This is a genomic window from Albidovulum denitrificans, assembly GCF_002973535.1.
GTDB lineage: Bacteria > Pseudomonadota > Alphaproteobacteria > Rhodobacterales > Rhodobacteraceae > Albidovulum > Albidovulum denitrificans.
The window spans coordinates 465,110-483,125 of sequence record NZ_PVEP01000002.1 but is presented as its reverse complement, the minus strand read 5'-3'; the positions used below and the strand labels follow the sequence as shown (position 1 = coordinate 483,125).

The following is an 18,016-nucleotide window of genomic DNA, read 5'->3' as shown; positions in this document are numbered from 1 at the left end:
AGACTCCCCTAGAAGCGGGGCAATCGGGCGGCGCCCAGGGTCCACCAGTCAAGCGAGGTACTTCCATGGCACGGCAAAAGCAGGCGGAACAGATGCGTTCGGGCAAGGGCTTCATCGCCGCGCTCGACCAAAGCGGGGGATCGACGCCCAAGGCGCTGAAGCTTTACGGGGTGGAGGAAGGCGCCTGGTCCGACGACGCCGGGATGTTCGACCTGATCCACCAGATGCGCGCCCGCATCGCCACCGCCCCGGTCTTCGACGGCAAGCGCGTCGTCGGCGCGATCCTGTTCGAAAAGACCATGGATGGCGATTTCGAGGGCAAGCCCGCCGCCACCTACCTCTGGGAAGAAAAGCACGTCGTCCCGTTCCTGAAGATCGACAAGGGTCTTGAGGAGGAGAAGGACGGCGTGAAGATGATGAAGCCGATCGGGGGCCTTGACGAGCTGCTGAAACGCGCGGTCGCCAAGGGCATCTTCGGCACCAAGGAACGTTCGGTCATCGACGCGGCCAACCCCAAGGGCATCGCCGCCATCGTCGCGCAGCAGTTCGAGCTGGGCGCGCAGGTCCTGTCCCACGGTCTGGTCCCGATCATCGAGCCGGAGGTCACGATCTCCATCGCCGACAAGGCCGAGGCGGAAGATATCCTGCTGGCCGAGATCCTGAAGCATCTCGACACCGTCCCCGCCGACAAGCAGGTGATGCTGAAACTGTCGCTGCCGACCAAGGCCAACCTCTACAAGCCGCTGGTCGACCATCCGCGCGTGATGCGCGTCGTGGCGCTGTCGGGCGGCTATAGCCGCGAGGATGCCAACAGGCTTCTGGCGCAGAACGCGGGCATGATCGCCAGCTTCTCGCGCGGGCTGACCGAAGGCCTCTCGGCCAAGCAGTCCGAGGCAGAGTTCAACGCCATGCTCGACGGCGCGATCCAGTCGATCTACGACGCCTCGGTCGCGGGCTGATCGCCAAACCTTGACAGGATCCCGGCGGTGTCGAGGCCCGACACCGCGCCGGGAACCCGCCCGCCTTCGCCCGCCACGCGGGTCGCGACATAGCCGTCCGCGACCGCGCCGGGCGCATGGCGGATGAGGATCGAGGCCGCCAGCAGAACCGCCGTGCGTTCGGCGAAAAGCCGCGCCTCCGCCTCCGGCGGCAATCCCGGCCAGCGCGCCTGATGCCCCGCCAGCGCCGCATCATAGCGCCGGTCGGCCCCCTTGCCCGCGTCCAGTTCCGCCGCCAGCACCTCTGCCGCCAAGGGCTCTTTCGCCAGCGTGCGCAGGATATCGAGGCAGATCACGTTGCCCGAGCCTTCCCAGATCCCGTTCAGGGGCGCCTCACGGTAGAGCATCGGCATTGGCGTCTCCTCGACATAGCCCATGCCGCCAAGGGCCTCCATCGCCTCGGCCACCACCACCGGGCAGCGCTTGTTGTTGAGGAATTTCGCCAGCGCGACGGCGATCCGGGCAAAGGCGCGGTCGGCCTCCGCCCCGCCGTCAAAGGCCGCGGCAACCCGCATCGACAGCGCCAGCGCGCCTTCCCAGTCCAGCGCCAGATCGGCCAGAACCGCGCGCATCAGCGGCTGGTCGATCAAGCGGCGCTGGAATACGGTGCGCCCTTCGGCCCAGAATAGCGCCTCCGCCAGCGCCGCGCGCATCAGGCCCGCGGGCGCGATGGCGGTGTCGAGGCGGGTGTGATGGACCATCTCGATGATCGTGGCGATGCCGCGCCCCTCCTCACCCAGCCGATGGGCAAACGCGCCCTGATACTCGATCTCCGCCGAGGCATTGGCACGGTTGCCGAGCTTGTCCTTCAACCGCATCAGCGCGATGGCATTGCGCCCCTCGGGCAGCCAGCGCGGGACGAGGAAACAGGTCAGCCCCTTGCCAGTCCGCGCCAGCGTCAGGAACCCGTCCGACATCGGCGCCGAACAGAACCACTTGTGTCCCGTCAGCCGCCAGCCCCCACCGTCCCGCTCGGCCCGCGTGGAACAGCCGCGCAGGTCCGACCCGCCCTGCTTTTCCGTCATCGCCATGCCGAGCGTCGCGCCCGCCTTCTCCGCGAGCGGCCGGATCGCCGGGTCGTAATCCCGCGCGGTCAGCTTCGCCCGCCACGCCGCCCCGACGCCCGGATCGACCGCCAAAGCCGGAACGGCGGCATAGGTCATGGTCAGCGGACAGCAGATCGCGGGCTCCACCTGGCTGAGCATGTAGACCATCGCGGCATGACCCATGTGACCGCCCGCGGCGCCCTCCCACGGCAGGGCGGCATAGCCCGCCGCGACGCCTGTGGCCATGACGGCGTGGTAGCCGGGGTGAAAGCGCACCTCATCCAGCCGCCGCCCGGCCCGGTCGAAAGGGGCAAGCTCCGGCGGCACATGGCGCGCGGCCTTCGCCGCCGCGCGCAAGGCAGGCGTTGCCAAGGCCGCCCCGAAACGCGCCGCGTCATCGACCGCCCCGCCCCACAGCCCGAGCCAGCCCCGCAACACCCCATCCCCCGCCCAGGGATCGCGGGCAGGCTGATCGCCCGGCTGGTTCGCGACCTCATGGGTTGAAAGCACGGAACGGGGCGGAAGCGGCGCGGGATCGCGGTCCATGGCATATCCTTTCCCCGCCAGTCTACCGCGCCCGGCGGAAACGCGCGACAGTCCGCTTTTCAAGGGAATTTCAGCCCTGCGGGGGATTCACAAACCGATTCGGATATGACATGATTCGCGGAACAGGGGACCCGCCAAGAGGCCCCATTCGAGGCAGAGCATGAACGTACCCCGCAAGAAGCCGGCCGTCGGCATGGCGCTTTATTTCCTCGCCATCGGCGGGCTTGGCTTCTATTTCACCTTCGCCGCGATCCAGGGCGATTACGGCGTCTTCCGCCGCGTCCAGGCCGAGGCGGAGCGCGAGGCGCTGACCGCCGAACGCGACCGGCTGAAGGCCGAGGCCGCGAAGATGGAAAACCTGACGCGGCGGCTGTCGGATACCTATCTCGACCTCGACCTTTTGGACGAACGCGCCCGCAATGTGCTGGGCATGATCCGGTCCGACGAGATCGTCATCCACTGATCCCGAAGGCGCGCCTGCGGCGCAGGATTTTTCCCTCGTCACCGGCCTTGCGGCCGCCTCCTCAGGCATGAGTATTTGGGCCACGCTGAAAGGCAGGTTCGGCACCCCGCCCTGCTTGCGCCGAACGGGGTGCTTTCACCGTGGACGGTCATCGGCGCTCCCGCCTGTACCGTGGGTCCAGTTGAGCTCCTATTCCTTTCATTGTGGTTAAAATACTCCGGTGGGGTCCGGGGAGGCAGCGCCTCCCCGGCGGGTCGGCGCGCGGAACGCGCGGCGATCCTTCAGGACCCGGAATTAGCCCTCGCCTGTTGCAAATCCTTGCGATATAAGATCGTTTAACGTTGAACTATTTTTACGCCAACGGGAGGAGCGCGCGATGGCCGCACGAAAGTCCGCTGCGAAGTCAAATACTTCCAAAGACGAACTGCTGAAATTCTACCGCGACATGCTGCTGATCCGGCGATTCGAGGAAAAGGCCGGCCAGCTTTACGGCATGGGCCTGATCGGTGGTTTCTGTCACCTCTATATCGGGCAGGAGGCGGTTGTCGTCGGGCTGGAAGCGGCGGCGGAAGAGGGCGACAAGCGCATCACATCTTACCGCGATCACGGCCATATGCTTGCCTGCGGCATGGACCCCAAGGGCGTCATGGCCGAGCTGACGGGGCGCGAGGGGGGGCTTTCCAAGGGCAAGGGCGGCTCCATGCACATGTTCTCGAAGGAAAAGCATTTCTACGGCGGCCATGGCATCGTCGGCGCGCAGGTGCCGCTGGGCGCGGGCCTCGCCTTTGCCGACAAGTACAAGGAAAACGGCCGCGTCACCTTCACCTATTTCGGCGACGGCGCGGCGAACCAGGGCCAGGTCTATGAGACCTTCAACATGGCCGCACTCTGGAAGCTGCCCGTCATCTTCGTGATCGAGAACAACCAGTACGCGATGGGGACGGCGCAGAAACGGTCGACCTCCACGCCCGAGTTGCACACCCGGGGCGAGGCATTCGGCATCCCCGGCGAGACGGTGGACGGCATGGATGTGCTGGCCGTGAAGGCGGCAAGCGAGAAGGCCGTCGCGCACTGCCGCTCCGGCGAAGGGCCTTATATTCTTGAGATCATGACCTACCGCTATCGCGGCCATTCCATGTCTGACCCCGCCAAGTACCGCACCCGCGAAGAGGTGCAGAAGATGCGCGAGGAACGCGATGCGATCGAGCATGTGCGCGAGTTGATCCTGCAAGGCAAGCATGCCAGCGATGATGAGCTGAAGGCCATCGACAAGGAGATCAAGGCCATCGTCAATGAGGCGGCCGACTTCGCCAAGGAAAGCCCCGAGCCCGCGCTCGAGGAGCTTTGGACCGACATTTACGCCTGAGGGGGGAGAGACCATGGCAACCGAAGTACTGATGCCCGCGCTTTCGCCCACGATGGAAGAGGGCAAGCTGGCGAAATGGCTGGTGAAGGAGGGCGACACCGTCTCCTCCGGCGATATCCTGGCCGAGATCGAGACCGACAAGGCGACGATGGAGTTCGAGGCGGTCGATGAGGGGATCGTCGGCAAGATCCTCGTGGCCGAGGGGACCGATGGGGTGAAGGTCAACACGCCCATCGCGGTTCTGGTCGAGGAGGGCGAAAGCGCCGATGCGGCCCCCGCCCCCAAGGCCGAAGCGGCAGCGGCCCCTGCCGAGGCCAAATCCGCCCCTGCCGAGGCCCCGGCGGCGCCGAAGGTGGACGCATCGCCAGACTGGCCCGAAGGCACGGCGATGAAGACCATGACCGTGCGCGAGGCGCTGCGAGAGGCGATGGAAGAAGAGATGGGGCGCGACGAGGATGTCTACCTCTTGGGTGAGGAGGTGGGCGAATATCAGGGCGCCTACAAGATCAGCCAGGGGCTGCTGGACAAGTACGGCCCGAAGCGGGTGATCGACACGCCGATCACCGAGCATGGCTTTGCGGGCATCGCCGTCGGCTCTGCCTTTGGCGGTCTGCGTCCGATCGTGGAGTTCATGACCTTCAACTTCGCGATGCAGGCGATCGACCAGATCATCAACTCCGCCGCCAAGACGCTTTACATGTCGGGCGGGCAGATGGGCTGTCCCATCGTCTTCCGTGGCCCGAACGGCGCGGCGGCGCGGGTGGCCGCCCAGCACAGCCAGGACTACGCCGCCTGGTATGCACAGATCCCCGGCCTGAAGGTCGTGCAGCCCTATTCGGCGGCCGATGCCAAGGGCCTTTTGAAGACCGCGATCCGCGATGCGAACCCGGTGATCTTCCTGGAGAACGAGATCCTTTATGGCCGTTCCTTCGACGTGCCGGACATGGAGGATTTCACCATCCCCTTCGGCAAGGCGAAGATCTGGCGTGAGGGGAGCGACGTGACGCTGGTCAGCTTCGGCATCGGGATGAGCCATACGCTTGAGGCCGCCGAGAAGCTCGCCGCAGACGGGATCAGCGCCGAGGTCATCGACCTGCGCACGCTGCGCCCGATGGACACCGCGACGGTCATCAACTCGGTCATGAAGACCAACCGCTGCGTGACGGTCGAGGAGGGCTTCCCGGTCTGTTCGATCGGCAACCACATCTCGGCGGTCTTGATGGAACAGGCCTTCGACTATCTCGACGCGCCGGTCATCAACTGCACCGGCAAGGACGTGCCGATGCCCTATGCCGCGAACCTTGAAAAGCACGCGCTCATCACGTCGGACGAGGTCGTCGCGGCGGTCAAGAAAGTTACCTACAGGTAAGGGAGAGAGATCATGGCAACCGAAGTTTTGATGCCCGCCCTCTCCCCCACGATGGAGGAAGGCACGCTAGCCAAATGGCTGGTCAAGGAAGGCGATGAGGTCAAGTCCGGCGATATCCTGGCCGAGATCGAGACCGACAAGGCGACGATGGAATTCGAGGCGGTCGATGAAGGCATCGTCGGCAAGATCCTGATCGCCGAAGGCACGGCGGGCGTGAAGGTCAATACGCCCATCGCGGTCCTGGTCGAAGAGGGCGAAAGCGCCGATGCCGCCCCGGCGGCGAAACCTGCGGCCAAGGCCGAAGCGGCGGCGCCCGCCAAGGCGGATGCGGCCCCGGCCGCTGCGACATCTGCCCCGGCCCCGGCGGCGCCGAAATCCGGCGGCAAGCGCGTGATCGCCTCGCCGCTCGCCCGGCGGCTGGCAAAGGAACAGGGGATCGACATCGCCACGCTGACCGGCACCGGCCCGCATGGCCGGATCGTCAAGGCGGATGTGGAGGCGGCGGCCAAGGGCGGCGCGGCCAAACCCGCTGCGGCCCCGGCGGCGCCGCCTGCCCCGGCAGCAGCCGCGATGCCCGCCGGCCCGTCGGCCAGCACCGTCGCCAAGATGTATGAGGGGCGCGACTATGAAGAGGTCGCCCTCGACGGGATGCGCAAGACCATCGCCGCGCGGCTGACCGAGGCCAAGCAGACGATCCCGCATTTCTACCTGCGCCGCGACGTGCAGCTTGACAACCTGATGAGGTTCCGCAGCCAATTGAACGCCCAGCTTGAGGCGCGCGGTGTGAAGCTCTCCGTCAACGACTTCATCATCAAGGCCTGCGCGCTGGCGCTTCAGGACGTGCCGCACGCAAACGCCGTCTGGGCCGGGGACCGGGTCCTGAAACTCAAACCCTCCGACGTCGCGGTTGCCGTCGCGATCGAGGGCGGGCTGTTCACGCCGGTCCTGAAGGATGCGGAGAAAAAGACGCTTTCGGCGCTGTCGGCCGAGATGAAGGACCTCGCCGCCCGTGCCCGGAACCGCAAGCTTGCACCGCATGAATATCAGGGCGGCAGCTTCGCGATTTCCAACCTCGGCATGTTCGGCATCGACAATTTCGACGCCGTCATCAACCCGCCGCATGGCGCGATCCTGGCTGTCGGCGCGGGGGTGAAAAAGCCGGTGGTGAAGGCGGATGGCGAAATCGGGGTCGCGACGGTGATGTCGATGACGCTTTCGGTCGATCACCGCGTCATCGACGGCGCGCTTGGCGCCGAGGTGTTGAAGGCCATTGTCGACTATCTGGAAAACCCGATGGCGATGCTGGCCTGAGGGGCCTCGCCGAAAACACGAAAGGGGCCGGGCAGCGATGCCCGGCCCCTTTCGTTCAAGCCCGTCGAAAGTCAGCTTTCGCGGTCGATCAACTGATCCATGAGCAGCGCCGGCTGGTCGCAGCCCGCGTCGCCAATCACCTTTGCCGGCACGCCCGCGACCGTCTTGCAGCACGGCACGTCATGCAGCACGACCGACCCGGCCGCGATACGGGAGCGGTCGCCGACATGGATATTGCCCAGCACCTTGGCCCCGGCCCCGATCAGCACACCATCGCCGATCTTCGGATGCCGGTCGCCGTCCTCTTTCCCGGTCCCGCCCAGCGTCACCGAATGCAGCATGGAGACATTGTCGCCCACGACCGCCGTTTCCCCGATGACGATGGAATGGGCATGGTCGATCATGATCCCCTTGCCGATCACCGCGCCGGGATGAATATCGACGCCAAAGGCCTCGCTCACCCGCATCTGCACGAAATAGGCAAGGTCACGCCGCCCCTGCCCCCACAGCCAATGGCCGATCCGGTAGGCCTGAACCGCCTGATAGCCCTTGAAGTACAAAAGCGGCTGCATAAAGCGGTGGCAGGCCGGGTCACGGTCATAGACGGCAACGATATCGGCCCGCGCCGACTGGCCAAGATCGGGGTCGGCTGCATAGGCCTCATCCGCGATCTCGCGCAGGATCTGCTCGCTCATCTCGCCCGAGGCGAGCTTCAGCGAAAAGCGATAGGATAGCGCGCGTTCCAGCGTCGGGTGGTGCAGGATGCCGGAATGGATCAGCCCGCCCATCAGCGGCTCATCCCTGACGGCGGCACGGGCCTCGTCGCAGATATGCGACCAGACGGGATCGACTCGGGCAATGGCGGCGCGTTTTTCAGACATGGCAATTCTCCGCATTCGTGCAGAGCATATCAGATAGACAACCGGCAGGAAACGGGAAGGCCCCGTTCCATAATGATTTGTCATTGCACCGCCTGTTTTCGGCGGATCAGCGCCATCAGCACAGCCACCATCGCCTCGGCATAGACCGGGTCCGACAGGCGCGGTTCGGGCCAGACATCGCCCCCGGACAGGACCGCGCCCATCAGGCTGCCATTGCCCCAGTGGGGATGCGCCCGGCCGATCCGCCTGCGATAGCGGTCCGCGGCATCGGCCCGGATCAGGTAGCCCGCGATCCGGGCCTCCCACCCCTCCGGCGGCACCGCCATCAGGGCGCAGGCGGTGGCCACCACGTCGCCATGAACGACCTCGCGCATCGGCGGTCAAAGATCCGGCAACCCGATCTGAAGGTAGTGGACCGCGAAGCGTACCGTGCCGCCCGCGAAATCGCCGCCGCTCGCCTCAAGGTGCAGGACCTCGGGCGCGTAATAGGCCGTCGGCTGCGACAGTAGGCCCCGCACCCAGGACCCGGCGCCGGTCCCGATCCCACTCCCGAACCGCGTCGGCGCGCCGGGATTGCCCAGCGACCAAGTGCCAAGCGTCCCGGTGATGTCTGTCAGAACACGCCCGGTCACCCCCACGACCACCGCGTTTGACGGGATGATGAATCCGGTGGCCGAGGTCGCCCCCGACGCGATGACGTGATCGGCCTCGACCACCCGCATCGCCATGCCCGCGTTATGGGGCGACAGCGTCACGAACCCGTCGCGCCAGTCCGCACCGTCAAAGACCGCCGCCTCCCCCTCATCGGCGATGAACGCGCGCCAGCCGCGCTTCGGGGCGACGAAATCCCAGCCGCCATTCGCGCCGATGGCGATCGCGCCCTCCTGCCCGCTCCAGGCATTCACCGCGCCCACCGGAACCGCGTAGCAACTGCCATCCACCACCGCGACCGGCGGCACCGTCAGCGTCTTGGACACCAGAACCAGCTGCACCAGACCGTCAAGCCGCATCAGCGCCTCGTTCACGGTGACATGCTTCTGCGCCTGCGCCGCCTGAACCAGCGGCAGACCGAGTTGAGTGGTATTAGACATTGACGACCATCCTCGCAAACACCCCCGGCCCGAACGTGTCGGACAGCTGGGCGACCTGAAGTTCAAAGTTCTGACCCACCCCGTCGGCGGCCTGCTGCGCCGCGCCGTAGGTCCAGCCCGGCTGGCTCACCACCGCCTCGCGTCGCATCTGGCCGCCGTCATGGACACGGACCATATAGGCCTCGTAAGCCTCGCTCAGCGGCACATCGAGGCCGGTCCAGCTATCGCCCCCGATCCGCGTCCGGCGCGTCCAGGTGACATCCAGATCGCCCCCCGCGCCCGCCAGCGCCCGCAGGTGGACCGGCGCATAGGGCCGCAGGCCGTTGCCCGCGAAGGCCTCGACCCGGTGGACATAGGACGGATCGTCATAGCCCAGCCGGGCAGAGCCGATCCGGTAATGCCGCGCCAGATCGCGTTCGTTCACAGGCAAGGTGATCTGCCCCGGCGCGCCGTTCATCAGGACCAGCGTACTGCCCACCGGCCAGCCTGCCGCGCCCGCAGCCTCGGTTCCCGCCTGCCCGCGCAGCAAAAGCGACAGATCGTAGGTATCGGGCGCAACCAGCGTGGCATCGGCGAACTGGAACAGCTCCCAGTTGCCGGCCGTGCCGTCGCCCACCGCCATGAGATTGGCCCCGTTCAGCAGTTGCGACGCCGCGACCGAGCTGAGCGCCCCGCCCGACATCACGACCCGGACAGGCGCCGAACGGTCCCAGACCGAGCCACGCGCCGGCGCCATAAGCCCTTCGGTCCGCCCGATCACCGCCTGCGCCGCGATCAGCCGGTTCAGCACATAGCCCGCATCCTGGTCTGATCCATAGATCGCCACCGATCCCGGCCAGGGGGTCGCGGCCACCGCCAGATGCGGCGCGTGGGGAACCTCCTCACCCGTCATCAGGGGCAGGTCGAGGAAGATCGGCAGAACCGGCACCGGCGCCACGAAGTTGCGCGGCGCCACCGCGCCCTCGGCTTCGTCCGAGGCGACATAGACCCCCGGTTCCACCCTGACCGCCTCAAGCTGGATCGCGCCCGCCTGTTCGGCCCGGTCGATCCGGTAGCGCTGGCCGCCCTCCATCTCCACCACATCGCCGACGCCGACATGGCCCAGCGACGGCGGCAGCGCAAAGCGCGCCCCGTCCCGCGCGACGCGCATCTCTGTCAGCCAGCGTTCCACCGTCCGCTGCGCCTCGGCCTGGGTGAAGGCGATGGCGAATTCCGATTGCGACACCGATTGCAGATCGCCCGCCGGATGCAGCGCCTCGACAGCGCGGCTTTCGTAATCGCCCTCGGCCTCGACATAGTTCAGCCGCACCCGGCCGACCGTCTCGGCATCCGTCGCGCGCAGCGTCTCGACCCAGCCATTCGTGTCCTCGCCGACGGCAAGGTCTCCGGCCGACAGGGCCGCGTCCGAAAGCCCCGTCCGCATGACGAAGCGCAGGGCGCCGTCGCGCTCCACCGCGTCGAAACCATAGCTGACCATCAAGGGCTGAAGCGCACCGCGCCCGCTGCCGTTATCGGCCACCACATAGCCGCGCAAGAGGCCGTAAAGGTTTGAAACATCGACACCTTCCGCGCCAGAGCGTTCGCAGATCTCCGCCACGACATTGGCCAGGGGCTGCGCCGTCGCCCGCCCGTTCAACCAATGGCCCCGCGCATAGTTGTCGCCGTCGCTCCACAACGCCCGGTCGCCCGGAAACTGCGGGAACGGCCGCGCGTCCCAGGCCCAGACATGGGCGCGGCCCATATCGACCATCGGCGCGCCATAGACCTCTGACACCGGGTTGTTCGCCGGATCGCGCCAGTAATCGACCATGGCCCGCAGGTATTGCATCTGCATCAGGTCGTCGCGGCGCCCGTTAGAGTAGTATGGCAGCCCGGATTCCGAGGATTTCGGATCAAGGAAGCGGTTCGGCTGGTTGGTCCCCTTGTCGATCGCCGCGCAGCCGAACTCGGTGAACCAGACCGGCTTCGATCCCGGCACCCAAGCCGTCTGTGCGCCCTTCACGCCGCCGGGCCGGTCGTGATGCGGGTTTTCCCACCAGGACCGTATGTCCTTGATCCGCCAGACCCAGTCCTCGCCATAGGCGCCATCGGTGATCGGCGTGCGGATCTGGGCCTCGCGCTCCTGCGCGCTGGCATAATACCAGTCGAACCCCTCGCCCCCGGCCACATTCGCCTTCAGATAGTCGATGTCATAGACCGATCCCCAGCCCGCATCGGCATGGTCGGCCCCCTCGCGCCAGTCCGACAGCGGCATGTAGTTGTCGATGCCGACAAAGTCGATCTCGGGGTCGGACCAGAGCGGGTCGAGGTGATAAAGGAACTCTCCCCCCGCGCCCTGCGTCCCGGCATATTCCGACCAGTCCGCCGCGTAGCCGATCTTGACCGAAGGGCCGAGGATCGCGCGCACATCGGCGGCCAGAGCGCGCAGCGCCTGAACGGCGGGAAACCCGCCCCCCGCGCCGCGAATCTGTGTCAGCCCCCGCATTTCCGAGCCGATGCAAAAGGCGTCCACGCCGCCCGCCAGCGCGCAAAGATGGGCGTTGTGCAGGATGAAGCGGCGATAGGACCACTCTGCCGGGCCGGAATAGCTGACGATGCCCCCGGTGGTGGAAAAATCCCCTGCCTGCGCCGTCCCGAAGAAGGCCGCAACCTCGGCATCGGCCTGCGCGCTGCCCTCCGGGCTGCCCGCCTGCCCCGGCGCCACCGACAGCGTGATCCGCCCGCGCCAGGGCAGGACCGGCTGATCCGGCGCCCCGCTCCACGGGTCGGGCAGGCCATTGCCCGCCAGTTGCTCCATCAGGATAAAGGGGTAGAAAACCGCCGCCTTGCCCCGCTGTTTGACAGCCTGCAACGCCTCGACAATGGCCGCATCTGCCGGTGTGCCGCCATAGACAGGCCGCCCATTGTCCCGCGCGACCATGGCCGCCTGACTGCGGCCGATCCCGCCCGACCGCCACGGCATCCCGACCCCGTCAAAGGCGGTATTCTCCACCTTCGGCGCGACGCTGCACTGGCCACAACGCAGATCGTCCCCGAACCACGACACCACGACCGAGACCGACCCACAGCCCGGCAATTCCTCGCCCAAAGCGTTCAGAGACACCGTCAGGTCGGTCGCCGTTCCGGGCGTATGGACATTGGCCGACACGTTGCGACCCAACCCCTCGGCATAATGCACCGGCGTCGTTGCCAGCCCGTATTCGCCCGTGCCGGGGATCAGCGTCACGCCCGCGATGGCATGGCTCAGGTCCGGCACGTCGCCGATCCCCGGCCCCTGCGCCGGGCGGAACACCTCGAAGCTGAACTGCGGCACCCGGTTGCCATAGGCGCCAAGCGGCAGGTCCTCGAAGACCACATAGGCAAGGCCGCGATAGGCAGGCGCCATCCCCGCCCCCTCGACCGCCTCGATCTTCGGATCGGGAAGCTGATCCCCGGCGCCCGTATAGACGCGCATCGACACATCGCTCAGCGAGATTTCGGTCCCGTCGGCCCAGACCCGTCCGACCCGCGCGATCTCCCCCTCGCAGAGCGCGATGGCAAGGCTGACCGAATAGCTGTGTTCCGTAACCTTGGGCTGTTTCGGCGCGCCCTTGCCGCCACCGCCGCTGACCGTGGTGCTGTCCAGAAAGCGCGACGCCCAGATGATCTGGCCAGCGACCCGCATCCGGCCCCAGACCTGCCCGATGGGCGCACCTTCACTGGCGCCACTCAGGCGAAAGCGGTCGACCTTGCCCGTCTCTACCGCGCGCGCGCCGCCGCCCATCAGGCGCTGGTCGATGACCCGGCCGATGGTCGCGCCCACCGCACGGCCGATCACCGCGCCGGACAAGCCAAGGATCGAGCCACCGAACCCCGCCCCGACCGAGGCACCGACAGCGGAAAGGACTATGGTCGCCATGCTCAGGCTCCTTCAGGGAAAGTCAAAACGGGCGACGACACGCCGCAACCAGGGCGCCGACAGCGGGCTTTCGACGACCGAATGCCCGCTATAGGCGTGAATGAAAGTCGGCGCGGACCCGGCCCGCCCGACCAGCCCCAGATGCTTCGCCACCGCGCCATCGCGCATCCGAAACAGCAGGACCTGCCCCGGCGCCAGCGCGGCACCCGGCGCGACCGGGGCCAGATGGCGCAGCGCCGCCGCCCAAAGCCGCTCCTCGCCGCCCGGCTCGCTCCAGTCCTCGGTATAGGGCGGCACCGCTTCCGGCTCGGTGCCGTAGACCGCGCGCCAGACACCCCGCAAGAGGCCAAGGCAATCCGTCCCGGCCCCCTGCACCGCCGCCTGATGCCGATAAGGCGTACCGATCCAGCCCCGCGCAACGGCAACGGCGCGGTCATTCGTGCCGCTCATCCCGAAAGGCTCCCGCCATCGTTGCGGGCGGAGCTGACCGGATAGGACATCACCCAATCCTCTCCCGGAACATGAGGAAAGCCGCGGAAGTTCGGGAAATTGTTGAATTTCAACCGACAGGTCTCTGCCCGCCGATCGCACCCGGCCTCGATCCGCACCATGTCACCCTCGGCGGGAACGGCGCCAAGGCCCTGCCAAAGCTCCACCTCGCGCCCCGCGCCCCTGACCCTGTCATTCTTGATCGACCCGACCAGCCCCTTCGCGACACCGTCCAGCACCACCAGCCGCCCCTTCTCGAACCAGCGGTCCTCGAAGCCCGGCATGGCGGCGAAGCGGAACACCCGGCCCTCCTCGATCGCCTCCACGGCGCGCTCCTCGGCATAGCCCGGCTGCGACAGGTCGAACCCGCAGCGTCCGTCGCCCAGCACTGCCGAACAGCGCGCGTGATAGATCAGCCCGACCGGCTGGTTCAGCGCCTCGCTCAGCCCCCGCAACTCGGCCGTGAAGGCCCCGCCCGACCGCACGATTTCCCCCAACGTCCCGCGGAATTGCAGCACCCGGACCGCAGGATCGGCCCAGTTCACCAGCCAGGCGCGCACCTCCGCGCCGTCATAGCGCCCGGCCAGAATATCGGCCTCGGTGATCGCGGCCGACCGCAGTGCGCCGAAGGCCTCGCTGTTGTCCACCGACAGGCCCGTCGCCTGCTGGATCGCCTTCGCGGTCAGGCCGCTATCGGCGCGAAACGTGATCCCGTCGAAGCCCAGATCCCGGTCGTGATCGGTAAAGCCAAGGACAAGCCCGTCCTTCCGCGTCACCGCGAAACAGCGCGCCAGCGTCGTGGCGCCGCCCGCAAGATGCGCTTTCATAGCGTCCGAATAGCCCATCACAGCCGCACCTCGACCACCGGCACCTGCGGCACCTCACCAGCCTGGAACGACGCGACCGAGACCTGGATACGGTCGGTGTCAAAGCGCACCGGCACGTCGAATTCATAGCCCGCCGTGACCTGCGCCCCAACCGCGGGCGGGCTGGCGAAACTCACGATGCCGGTGGCGTAATCGACCGTGAAATGGACCGTCTCGACCAGTTCGTCGCCCTGAAGGCCCAGCCGCACCGTGCCCTGCACCGGCTTGGCGATCCCGCGCATCTCGGCCGACCCGCCAGAGGCATAGGTCTTCGACAGCGCGAAATCGCGGGTCACGCCATCCCCGACCCCGATCACCTGATCCTCATACCCGACCGTGGCCGAGGCGGCGCAGGATTTGTAATCCGCCCAGTCCTTCCAGCGAAATCCGTTCAACTGCCCCTGCCGCGCCTCGAAAAACGCGATCAACTCGCCAATATCGTCCAGCGAGCGCAGGCTCAGCCCCGCGTCATAGCGCCGGCGCGACTGGGACCAGGGCGTGTTGCGTTCCTCGAACCCGTTCGTCAGCTGGACGATCTCGGTCCGCCGCTCCGGCCCGCCGACCGAACCGAAGCTCAGCTTGGCGGGAAAGCGTATCTCGTGAAATGCCATCTCTGCCCCTCACCTGTTGCGTTCGCCACGCGCGAGCGCCCGGCTCATCTGCGCCGCGATCTGGCTCTGGCTGCGGGCGAAGCCCTGCACATCCGGCGTCGTCACGTTCATCACGATATTGACCGCGCGCCCGCCGCCCTGCGCCTGAACGCCCAGCCGCCCGTCCGCGCCCCGCGTCAGCGGCATGATCGCCTCAGGCCCCGCCTCGCCCATCAACCCGCGCGCACCGCGCATCGGGAACATGGTGGGGGAGGAGACGACACCCCCCCTGGCGAAGGGCATCACCCGGCCCTGGGCAAAGCTGCCACCCTTCTCGAAGGGGAAAAGCCCGCTCAACAGGCCGTTCATCCCGCCCGCGATCGCGCCGCCCACGGCCTGCTGCACCGGCCGCATGGCGATGTTGTAGACGCTGTCCACCATGGTCTGCGCCAGGCCCTTCAGCGCGTCCGACAGCTTCATCCCGTCGAAGACGAGACCATCGAAGGCCCGCCGCAGCCCGCCCCCGATACTGGTGGAAAGCGAAGACACCTCGCGCCCCGTGAAGACCATGCTGTCCCGCATCCGGCCCAGCTCGGCGTCAAAGGCCGCCGTCATCGTCTGCGCGCCGCCCAGCGTCTGCTCAAGCGTCGTCACCTGCTGGGCCAAGCCGTCCAGCCCGTCGGTCAGTGCCATCCTCGTCCTCCTTGATCTCGTCCGGCCAGGCCCGCGCCAGTTCGCTCAACCGCGCGCGGTCCAGAGGCGCCACCGCCGCCGGATCGCCCAGCATCAGCACCAGCTCCGCCGGGGTCAGCTTCCAGAACTGCTCGGGATGCAGGCCAAGCGACCCCATCCCCGCCCGCATCAGGCCGGGCCAGTCGAAGGCGCTCATCGCGCCTCCGGCACCGTGAAGGCGCGGGCCAGAAGCTCTGCCGCCGCCCGCGCCGCGCCGACCGGACCGCCGCCGATCTCGACCGCCATCAGGTCACCCGCCGTTCCGCCCCAGCCGCCGCCGCGAAGGCCCGCGACGACCAGCATCAGCACGTCGCGGGTGGAAAACCGCCCTGCCTCGAACCGTTCGACCAGTTCGACCAGCGTCCCGGTCCCAAGCTCCGCCTCCAACTCCGCCAGCGCGCCCAGCGTCAGCTTTGCGGCATGCGGCACCCCGTTCAGCGTGATCGCGACCTCGCCCGTCCAGGGGTTCGCCATCAGATCGCCGTGAAGCTCAGCGCCCCGGCCGAGGCCAGAGACAGCTCATAGGTCGCCTCGCCGTTATAGCTTCCGGCATATTCGATGGCGGTGATCTGGAACGGCCCTTCGACGATGCCGAAATCGGGGATGATCACCTGAAACGCCTCGACCGTGCCGGAAAAGAAGATCTGCCGCGCGCGGTCATCCGTGGCGCTGTCCACAAACACGCCCGAGCCGGAGACCGAGGCCGACCGCACCCCCGCGCCGCCCAGAAGCTCGCGCCAGCCGCCCTGGCTTTCAAGGCTGGTGACATCGACCGTTTCGGCGTTGAAGCTGATCCGCGTGGCGCGCAGCCCCGCGATGGTGGTGAATTGCCCGCCCCCGGTGAGGTCGAGCTTGACAAGAAGGTCCTTGCCGTTCTGGGCACCCATGAGAGTTCTCCGATATGTGAAACAGAACGGCAGATTTTATGCCGTTTCTTGCCAAATATTGTTCGATTTGTGAAAGCGATCAGATCGCTCTAATCCTCGACCCGCGCCCGGAAGGTCAGGTCGATCCGGCGCACATCCGCCTTCTCGACCCGCCTTGCGCGCGCCGACAGGAACCACAGACCGACCAGCCGCCCCCGCGACAGCGGCAGGCTTGCCCCGGTCAGCGCGTCCGACACCGCCGCCGCGACCGCCTTGGCCTGCTGGAACCCCGCCTGATCGGTGACGACCGAGACGGTGAATTCATGCAGCGCGCCGCGTCCGACCTGATCGGAGGCATCGCGCGCATCCTCGGGGCCAAGCGAGACATAGGTCCCCGTCACCGTCCCCGGCGGGATCGAATCGTGGATCGCGCCGGAAACCAGCGCATCCAGCGCCCCGTCCCCCACCAGCCGCTGATAGACCGCCGCCTGAAGCGCGGCGCCGACACCATAGCTCATGCCAGGACCTCCTCCTGCGCGTAACAGACCAGATAACGGCCCGCCTCATCGGCCTCGGTCACGGCCGTGATGCGGAAGATACGCGCACCGTCCCGGAACCGCTGCTCCGGCTTCGGCCGCGACGGCGCCCCCTGCGGCGCACCGCGCACGGTGATGCGGTAGGTGACCTGCGACAGCGTCGCGAATTCGCCCGCCCGCTCGCGCCCCGTCCCGGCATCGACCGCGGCCCAAAGCGCGCCCATCGCCACCCATGTCAGCGCGAACCCGCCCGCGCCGTCGGCCACGCGCTGCGCCTCTTCCAGCACCAGCTTGCGGTTCAGATGCGGCACCCTCATGCCGCGCCCCCGCCCAGCACGCGCACCGTGCGCCAGCGCTCGATCAGAGCCGTCACGCCAAAAGGCATCGCCGCGCCCTCGCCCTGTTCATGGCGCACCTCGTGATAAGACGCCGCCAGCAGGAACACCGCCTGCGCCAGATCGCCCGGCACATCGGCCCAGGCCGGGCCGAACCCGGCCGAAAACACGATCTCCGCCCGCCCGCCGCTGGCGATGCCGGGCAACAGCGCGCCCGCCGCCACAAGGCGCGGCCGATGCATGTCCTTTGCCAGCCGGTAGCGCGCCGGGTCGATCAGGTCCGGCACCCCGTCGCGGTCATAAACCGTGAGGGAGACCACCCCCGTCACCGGCGCCAGCGGCAGCGCCTGGCTGTCCGGCCAGCGCCAGCCTTCCAGCGACAGCAGGAAATCCCGCGCGATCAGCGCCTTGCCGATCCGCCCCTCGATCGCGGCCATCGCCGCGCGAAGATAGCTTTCGGCCAGCGCGTCCTGCACGCCGTCATCGGCGAACCCGGTGCCAAGCCGCAGATGGTCCTTGAAGGCCGCCACCGGCAAGGCGGCCTGCGGCACCGCCAGAACTTCGCTCAGCATCATGGGAATATCTCCGCTTTATGCGCCCCCGATCCGGGAAGGAAACGGGCGCGGGTCTGCC

The 18,016-nt window shown here is 67.5% G+C and carries 20 protein-coding genes; 5 read left to right on the top strand and 15 right to left on the bottom strand.

Annotated elements, in window-relative coordinates; all coding sequences use genetic code 11:
• Window positions 1–65: 65 nt before the first annotated feature.
• Entirely contained in the window at window positions 66–959 is an 894-nt protein-coding gene (locus tag LX70_RS08145; protein WP_105514042.1) for a fructose bisphosphate aldolase, read from the top strand.
• On the opposite strand, the gene LX70_RS08140 is transcribed toward LX70_RS08145, so the two are convergent.
• The gene (locus LX70_RS08140; RefSeq protein ID WP_105514041.1) at window positions 935–2,590 is read right to left on the bottom strand and encodes an acyl-CoA dehydrogenase family protein; all 1,656 of its coding nucleotides are present in this window, start codon (window positions 2,588–2,590) and stop codon (window positions 935–937) included. The two genes, LX70_RS08145 and LX70_RS08140, sit on opposite strands and share 25 nt — an antisense overlap.
• A 160-nt stretch (window positions 2,591–2,750) precedes the next feature.
• Here LX70_RS08140 and LX70_RS08135 point away from each other — a divergent pair, with 160 nt between their 5' ends.
• The 4 genes from LX70_RS08135 (at window position 2,751) to LX70_RS08120 (ending at window position 7,099) form a co-directional block, all read left to right on the top strand.
• Window positions 2,751–3,053, top strand: coding sequence for an FtsB family cell division protein (locus LX70_RS08135; protein ID WP_105514040.1), 303 nt, complete (start codon window positions 2,751–2,753; stop codon window positions 3,051–3,053).
• 376 nt (window positions 3,054–3,429) lie between these two features.
• Complete coding sequence (gene pdhA, locus LX70_RS08130) at window positions 3,430–4,419, top strand: pyruvate dehydrogenase (acetyl-transferring) E1 component subunit alpha (RefSeq protein WP_105514039.1); 990 nt, start codon at window positions 3,430–3,432, stop codon at window positions 4,417–4,419.
• Window positions 4,420–4,432: 13 nt separating this feature from the next.
• On the top strand, window positions 4,433–5,788 hold the full coding sequence (locus LX70_RS08125) for a pyruvate dehydrogenase complex E1 component subunit beta (protein WP_105514038.1): 1,356 nt from the start codon (window positions 4,433–4,435) through the stop codon (window positions 5,786–5,788).
• Between the two features lie 12 nt (window positions 5,789–5,800).
• Window positions 5,801–7,099 (top strand): pyruvate dehydrogenase complex dihydrolipoamide acetyltransferase, encoded by a 1,299-nt coding sequence (locus LX70_RS08120; protein WP_105514037.1) that lies wholly within the window; start codon window positions 5,801–5,803, stop codon window positions 7,097–7,099.
• A gap of 71 nt (window positions 7,100–7,170) precedes the next feature.
• Here the strand turns inward: LX70_RS08120 and cysE are convergent, their stop codons facing one another.
• From cysE to LX70_RS08050, 14 genes are all read right to left on the bottom strand, one after another.
• A complete protein-coding gene (gene cysE / locus LX70_RS08115) occupies window positions 7,171–7,980 on the bottom strand; it encodes a serine O-acetyltransferase (protein WP_105514036.1) in 810 nt (269 codons plus the stop codon).
• 80 nt (window positions 7,981–8,060) lie between these two features.
• Entirely contained in the window at window positions 8,061–8,354 is a 294-nt protein-coding gene (locus LX70_RS08110; protein WP_105514035.1) for a DUF7742 family protein, read from the bottom strand.
• 6 nt (window positions 8,355–8,360) lie between these two features.
• On the bottom strand, window positions 8,361–9,071 hold the full coding sequence (locus LX70_RS08105) for a DUF2793 domain-containing protein (RefSeq protein ID WP_105514034.1): 711 nt from the start codon (window positions 9,069–9,071) through the stop codon (window positions 8,361–8,363).
• The gene (locus LX70_RS08100; RefSeq protein WP_105514033.1) at window positions 9,064–12,969 is read right to left on the bottom strand and encodes a baseplate multidomain protein megatron; all 3,906 of its coding nucleotides are present in this window, start codon (window positions 12,967–12,969) and stop codon (window positions 9,064–9,066) included. Before LX70_RS08100 ends, LX70_RS08105 begins: the two co-directional genes overlap by 8 nt.
• 12 nt (window positions 12,970–12,981) lie before the next feature.
• The gene (locus tag LX70_RS08095) at window positions 12,982–13,419 is read right to left on the bottom strand and encodes a C40 family peptidase (RefSeq protein ID WP_105514032.1); all 438 of its coding nucleotides are present in this window, start codon (window positions 13,417–13,419) and stop codon (window positions 12,982–12,984) included.
• A complete protein-coding gene (locus LX70_RS08090) occupies window positions 13,416–14,303 on the bottom strand; it encodes a DUF2163 domain-containing protein (RefSeq protein ID WP_105514031.1) in 888 nt (295 codons plus the stop codon). The genes LX70_RS08095 and LX70_RS08090 overlap by 4 nt, the downstream gene beginning before the upstream one ends.
• The gene (locus LX70_RS08085; RefSeq protein ID WP_105514030.1) at window positions 14,303–14,935 is read right to left on the bottom strand and encodes a DUF2460 domain-containing protein; all 633 of its coding nucleotides are present in this window, start codon (window positions 14,933–14,935) and stop codon (window positions 14,303–14,305) included. The genes LX70_RS08090 and LX70_RS08085 overlap by 1 nt, the downstream gene beginning before the upstream one ends.
• 9 nt (window positions 14,936–14,944) lie before the next feature.
• The gene (locus tag LX70_RS08080) at window positions 14,945–15,607 is read right to left on the bottom strand and encodes a phage tail tape measure protein (RefSeq protein WP_105514029.1); all 663 of its coding nucleotides are present in this window, start codon (window positions 15,605–15,607) and stop codon (window positions 14,945–14,947) included.
• Window positions 15,555–15,803, bottom strand: coding sequence for a rcc01693 family protein (locus LX70_RS08075; protein ID WP_105514028.1), 249 nt, complete (start codon window positions 15,801–15,803; stop codon window positions 15,555–15,557). Before LX70_RS08075 ends, LX70_RS08080 begins: the two co-directional genes overlap by 53 nt.
• Window positions 15,800–16,120, bottom strand: a complete 321-nt coding sequence (locus LX70_RS08070) for a gene transfer agent family protein (RefSeq protein ID WP_105514027.1) — start codon at window positions 16,118–16,120, stop codon at window positions 15,800–15,802. The genes LX70_RS08075 and LX70_RS08070 overlap by 4 nt, the downstream gene beginning before the upstream one ends.
• Window positions 16,120–16,533, bottom strand: coding sequence for a phage major tail protein, TP901-1 family (locus LX70_RS08065; protein ID WP_105514026.1), 414 nt, complete (start codon window positions 16,531–16,533; stop codon window positions 16,120–16,122). The genes LX70_RS08070 and LX70_RS08065 overlap by 1 nt, the downstream gene beginning before the upstream one ends.
• A gap of 89 nt (window positions 16,534–16,622) precedes the next feature.
• Window positions 16,623–17,030: a DUF3168 domain-containing protein gene (locus LX70_RS08060; protein WP_105514025.1), complete on the bottom strand. Its 408-nt coding sequence runs from the start codon at window positions 17,028–17,030 to the stop codon at window positions 16,623–16,625.
• Window positions 17,027–17,365 carry a head-tail adaptor protein gene (locus LX70_RS08055; protein ID WP_105514024.1) on the bottom strand — a complete coding sequence of 113 codons (339 nt, stop codon included), beginning with the start codon at window positions 17,363–17,365 and terminating at the stop codon, window positions 17,027–17,029. Before LX70_RS08055 ends, LX70_RS08060 begins: the two co-directional genes overlap by 4 nt.
• A complete protein-coding gene (locus LX70_RS08050) occupies window positions 17,362–17,958 on the bottom strand; it encodes a head-tail connector protein (protein WP_105514023.1) in 597 nt (198 codons plus the stop codon). Before LX70_RS08050 ends, LX70_RS08055 begins: the two co-directional genes overlap by 4 nt.
• Between the last annotated feature and the right edge of the window lie 58 nt (window positions 17,959–18,016).

Coding starts and splice junctions, on each gene's coding strand:
- LX70_RS08145 (WP_105514042.1), top strand. CDS start 66: ATGGCACGGCAAAAGCAGGCGGAACAGATGCGTTCGGGCAAGGGCTTC.
- LX70_RS08140 (WP_105514041.1), bottom strand. CDS start 2,590: ATGGACCGCGATCCCGCGCCGCTTCCGCCCCGTTCCGTGCTTTCAACC.
- LX70_RS08135 (WP_105514040.1), top strand. CDS start 2,751: ATGAACGTACCCCGCAAGAAGCCGGCCGTCGGCATGGCGCTTTATTTC.
- pdhA (WP_105514039.1), top strand. CDS start 3,430: ATGGCCGCACGAAAGTCCGCTGCGAAGTCAAATACTTCCAAAGACGAA.
- LX70_RS08125 (WP_105514038.1), top strand. CDS start 4,433: ATGGCAACCGAAGTACTGATGCCCGCGCTTTCGCCCACGATGGAAGAG.
- LX70_RS08120 (WP_105514037.1), top strand. CDS start 5,801: ATGGCAACCGAAGTTTTGATGCCCGCCCTCTCCCCCACGATGGAGGAA.
- cysE (WP_105514036.1), bottom strand. CDS start 7,980: ATGTCTGAAAAACGCGCCGCCATTGCCCGAGTCGATCCCGTCTGGTCG.
- LX70_RS08110 (WP_105514035.1), bottom strand. CDS start 8,354: ATGCGCGAGGTCGTTCATGGCGACGTGGTGGCCACCGCCTGCGCCCTG.
- LX70_RS08105 (WP_105514034.1), bottom strand. CDS start 9,071: ATGTCTAATACCACTCAACTCGGTCTGCCGCTGGTTCAGGCGGCGCAG.
- LX70_RS08100 (WP_105514033.1), bottom strand. CDS start 12,969: ATGGCGACCATAGTCCTTTCCGCTGTCGGTGCCTCGGTCGGGGCGGGG.
- LX70_RS08095 (WP_105514032.1), bottom strand. CDS start 13,419: ATGAGCGGCACGAATGACCGCGCCGTTGCCGTTGCGCGGGGCTGGATC.
- LX70_RS08090 (WP_105514031.1), bottom strand. CDS start 14,303: ATGGGCTATTCGGACGCTATGAAAGCGCATCTTGCGGGCGGCGCCACG.
- LX70_RS08085 (WP_105514030.1), bottom strand. CDS start 14,935: ATGGCATTTCACGAGATACGCTTTCCCGCCAAGCTGAGCTTCGGTTCG.
- LX70_RS08080 (WP_105514029.1), bottom strand. CDS start 15,607: ATGGCACTGACCGACGGGCTGGACGGCTTGGCCCAGCAGGTGACGACG.
- LX70_RS08075 (WP_105514028.1), bottom strand. CDS start 15,803: ATGAGCGCCTTCGACTGGCCCGGCCTGATGCGGGCGGGGATGGGGTCG.
- LX70_RS08070 (WP_105514027.1), bottom strand. CDS start 16,120: ATGGCGAACCCCTGGACGGGCGAGGTCGCGATCACGCTGAACGGGGTG.
- LX70_RS08065 (WP_105514026.1), bottom strand. CDS start 16,533: ATGGGTGCCCAGAACGGCAAGGACCTTCTTGTCAAGCTCGACCTCACC.
- LX70_RS08060 (WP_105514025.1), bottom strand. CDS start 17,030: ATGAGCTATGGTGTCGGCGCCGCGCTTCAGGCGGCGGTCTATCAGCGG.
- LX70_RS08055 (WP_105514024.1), bottom strand. CDS start 17,365: ATGAGGGTGCCGCATCTGAACCGCAAGCTGGTGCTGGAAGAGGCGCAG.
- LX70_RS08050 (WP_105514023.1), bottom strand. CDS start 17,958: ATGATGCTGAGCGAAGTTCTGGCGGTGCCGCAGGCCGCCTTGCCGGTG.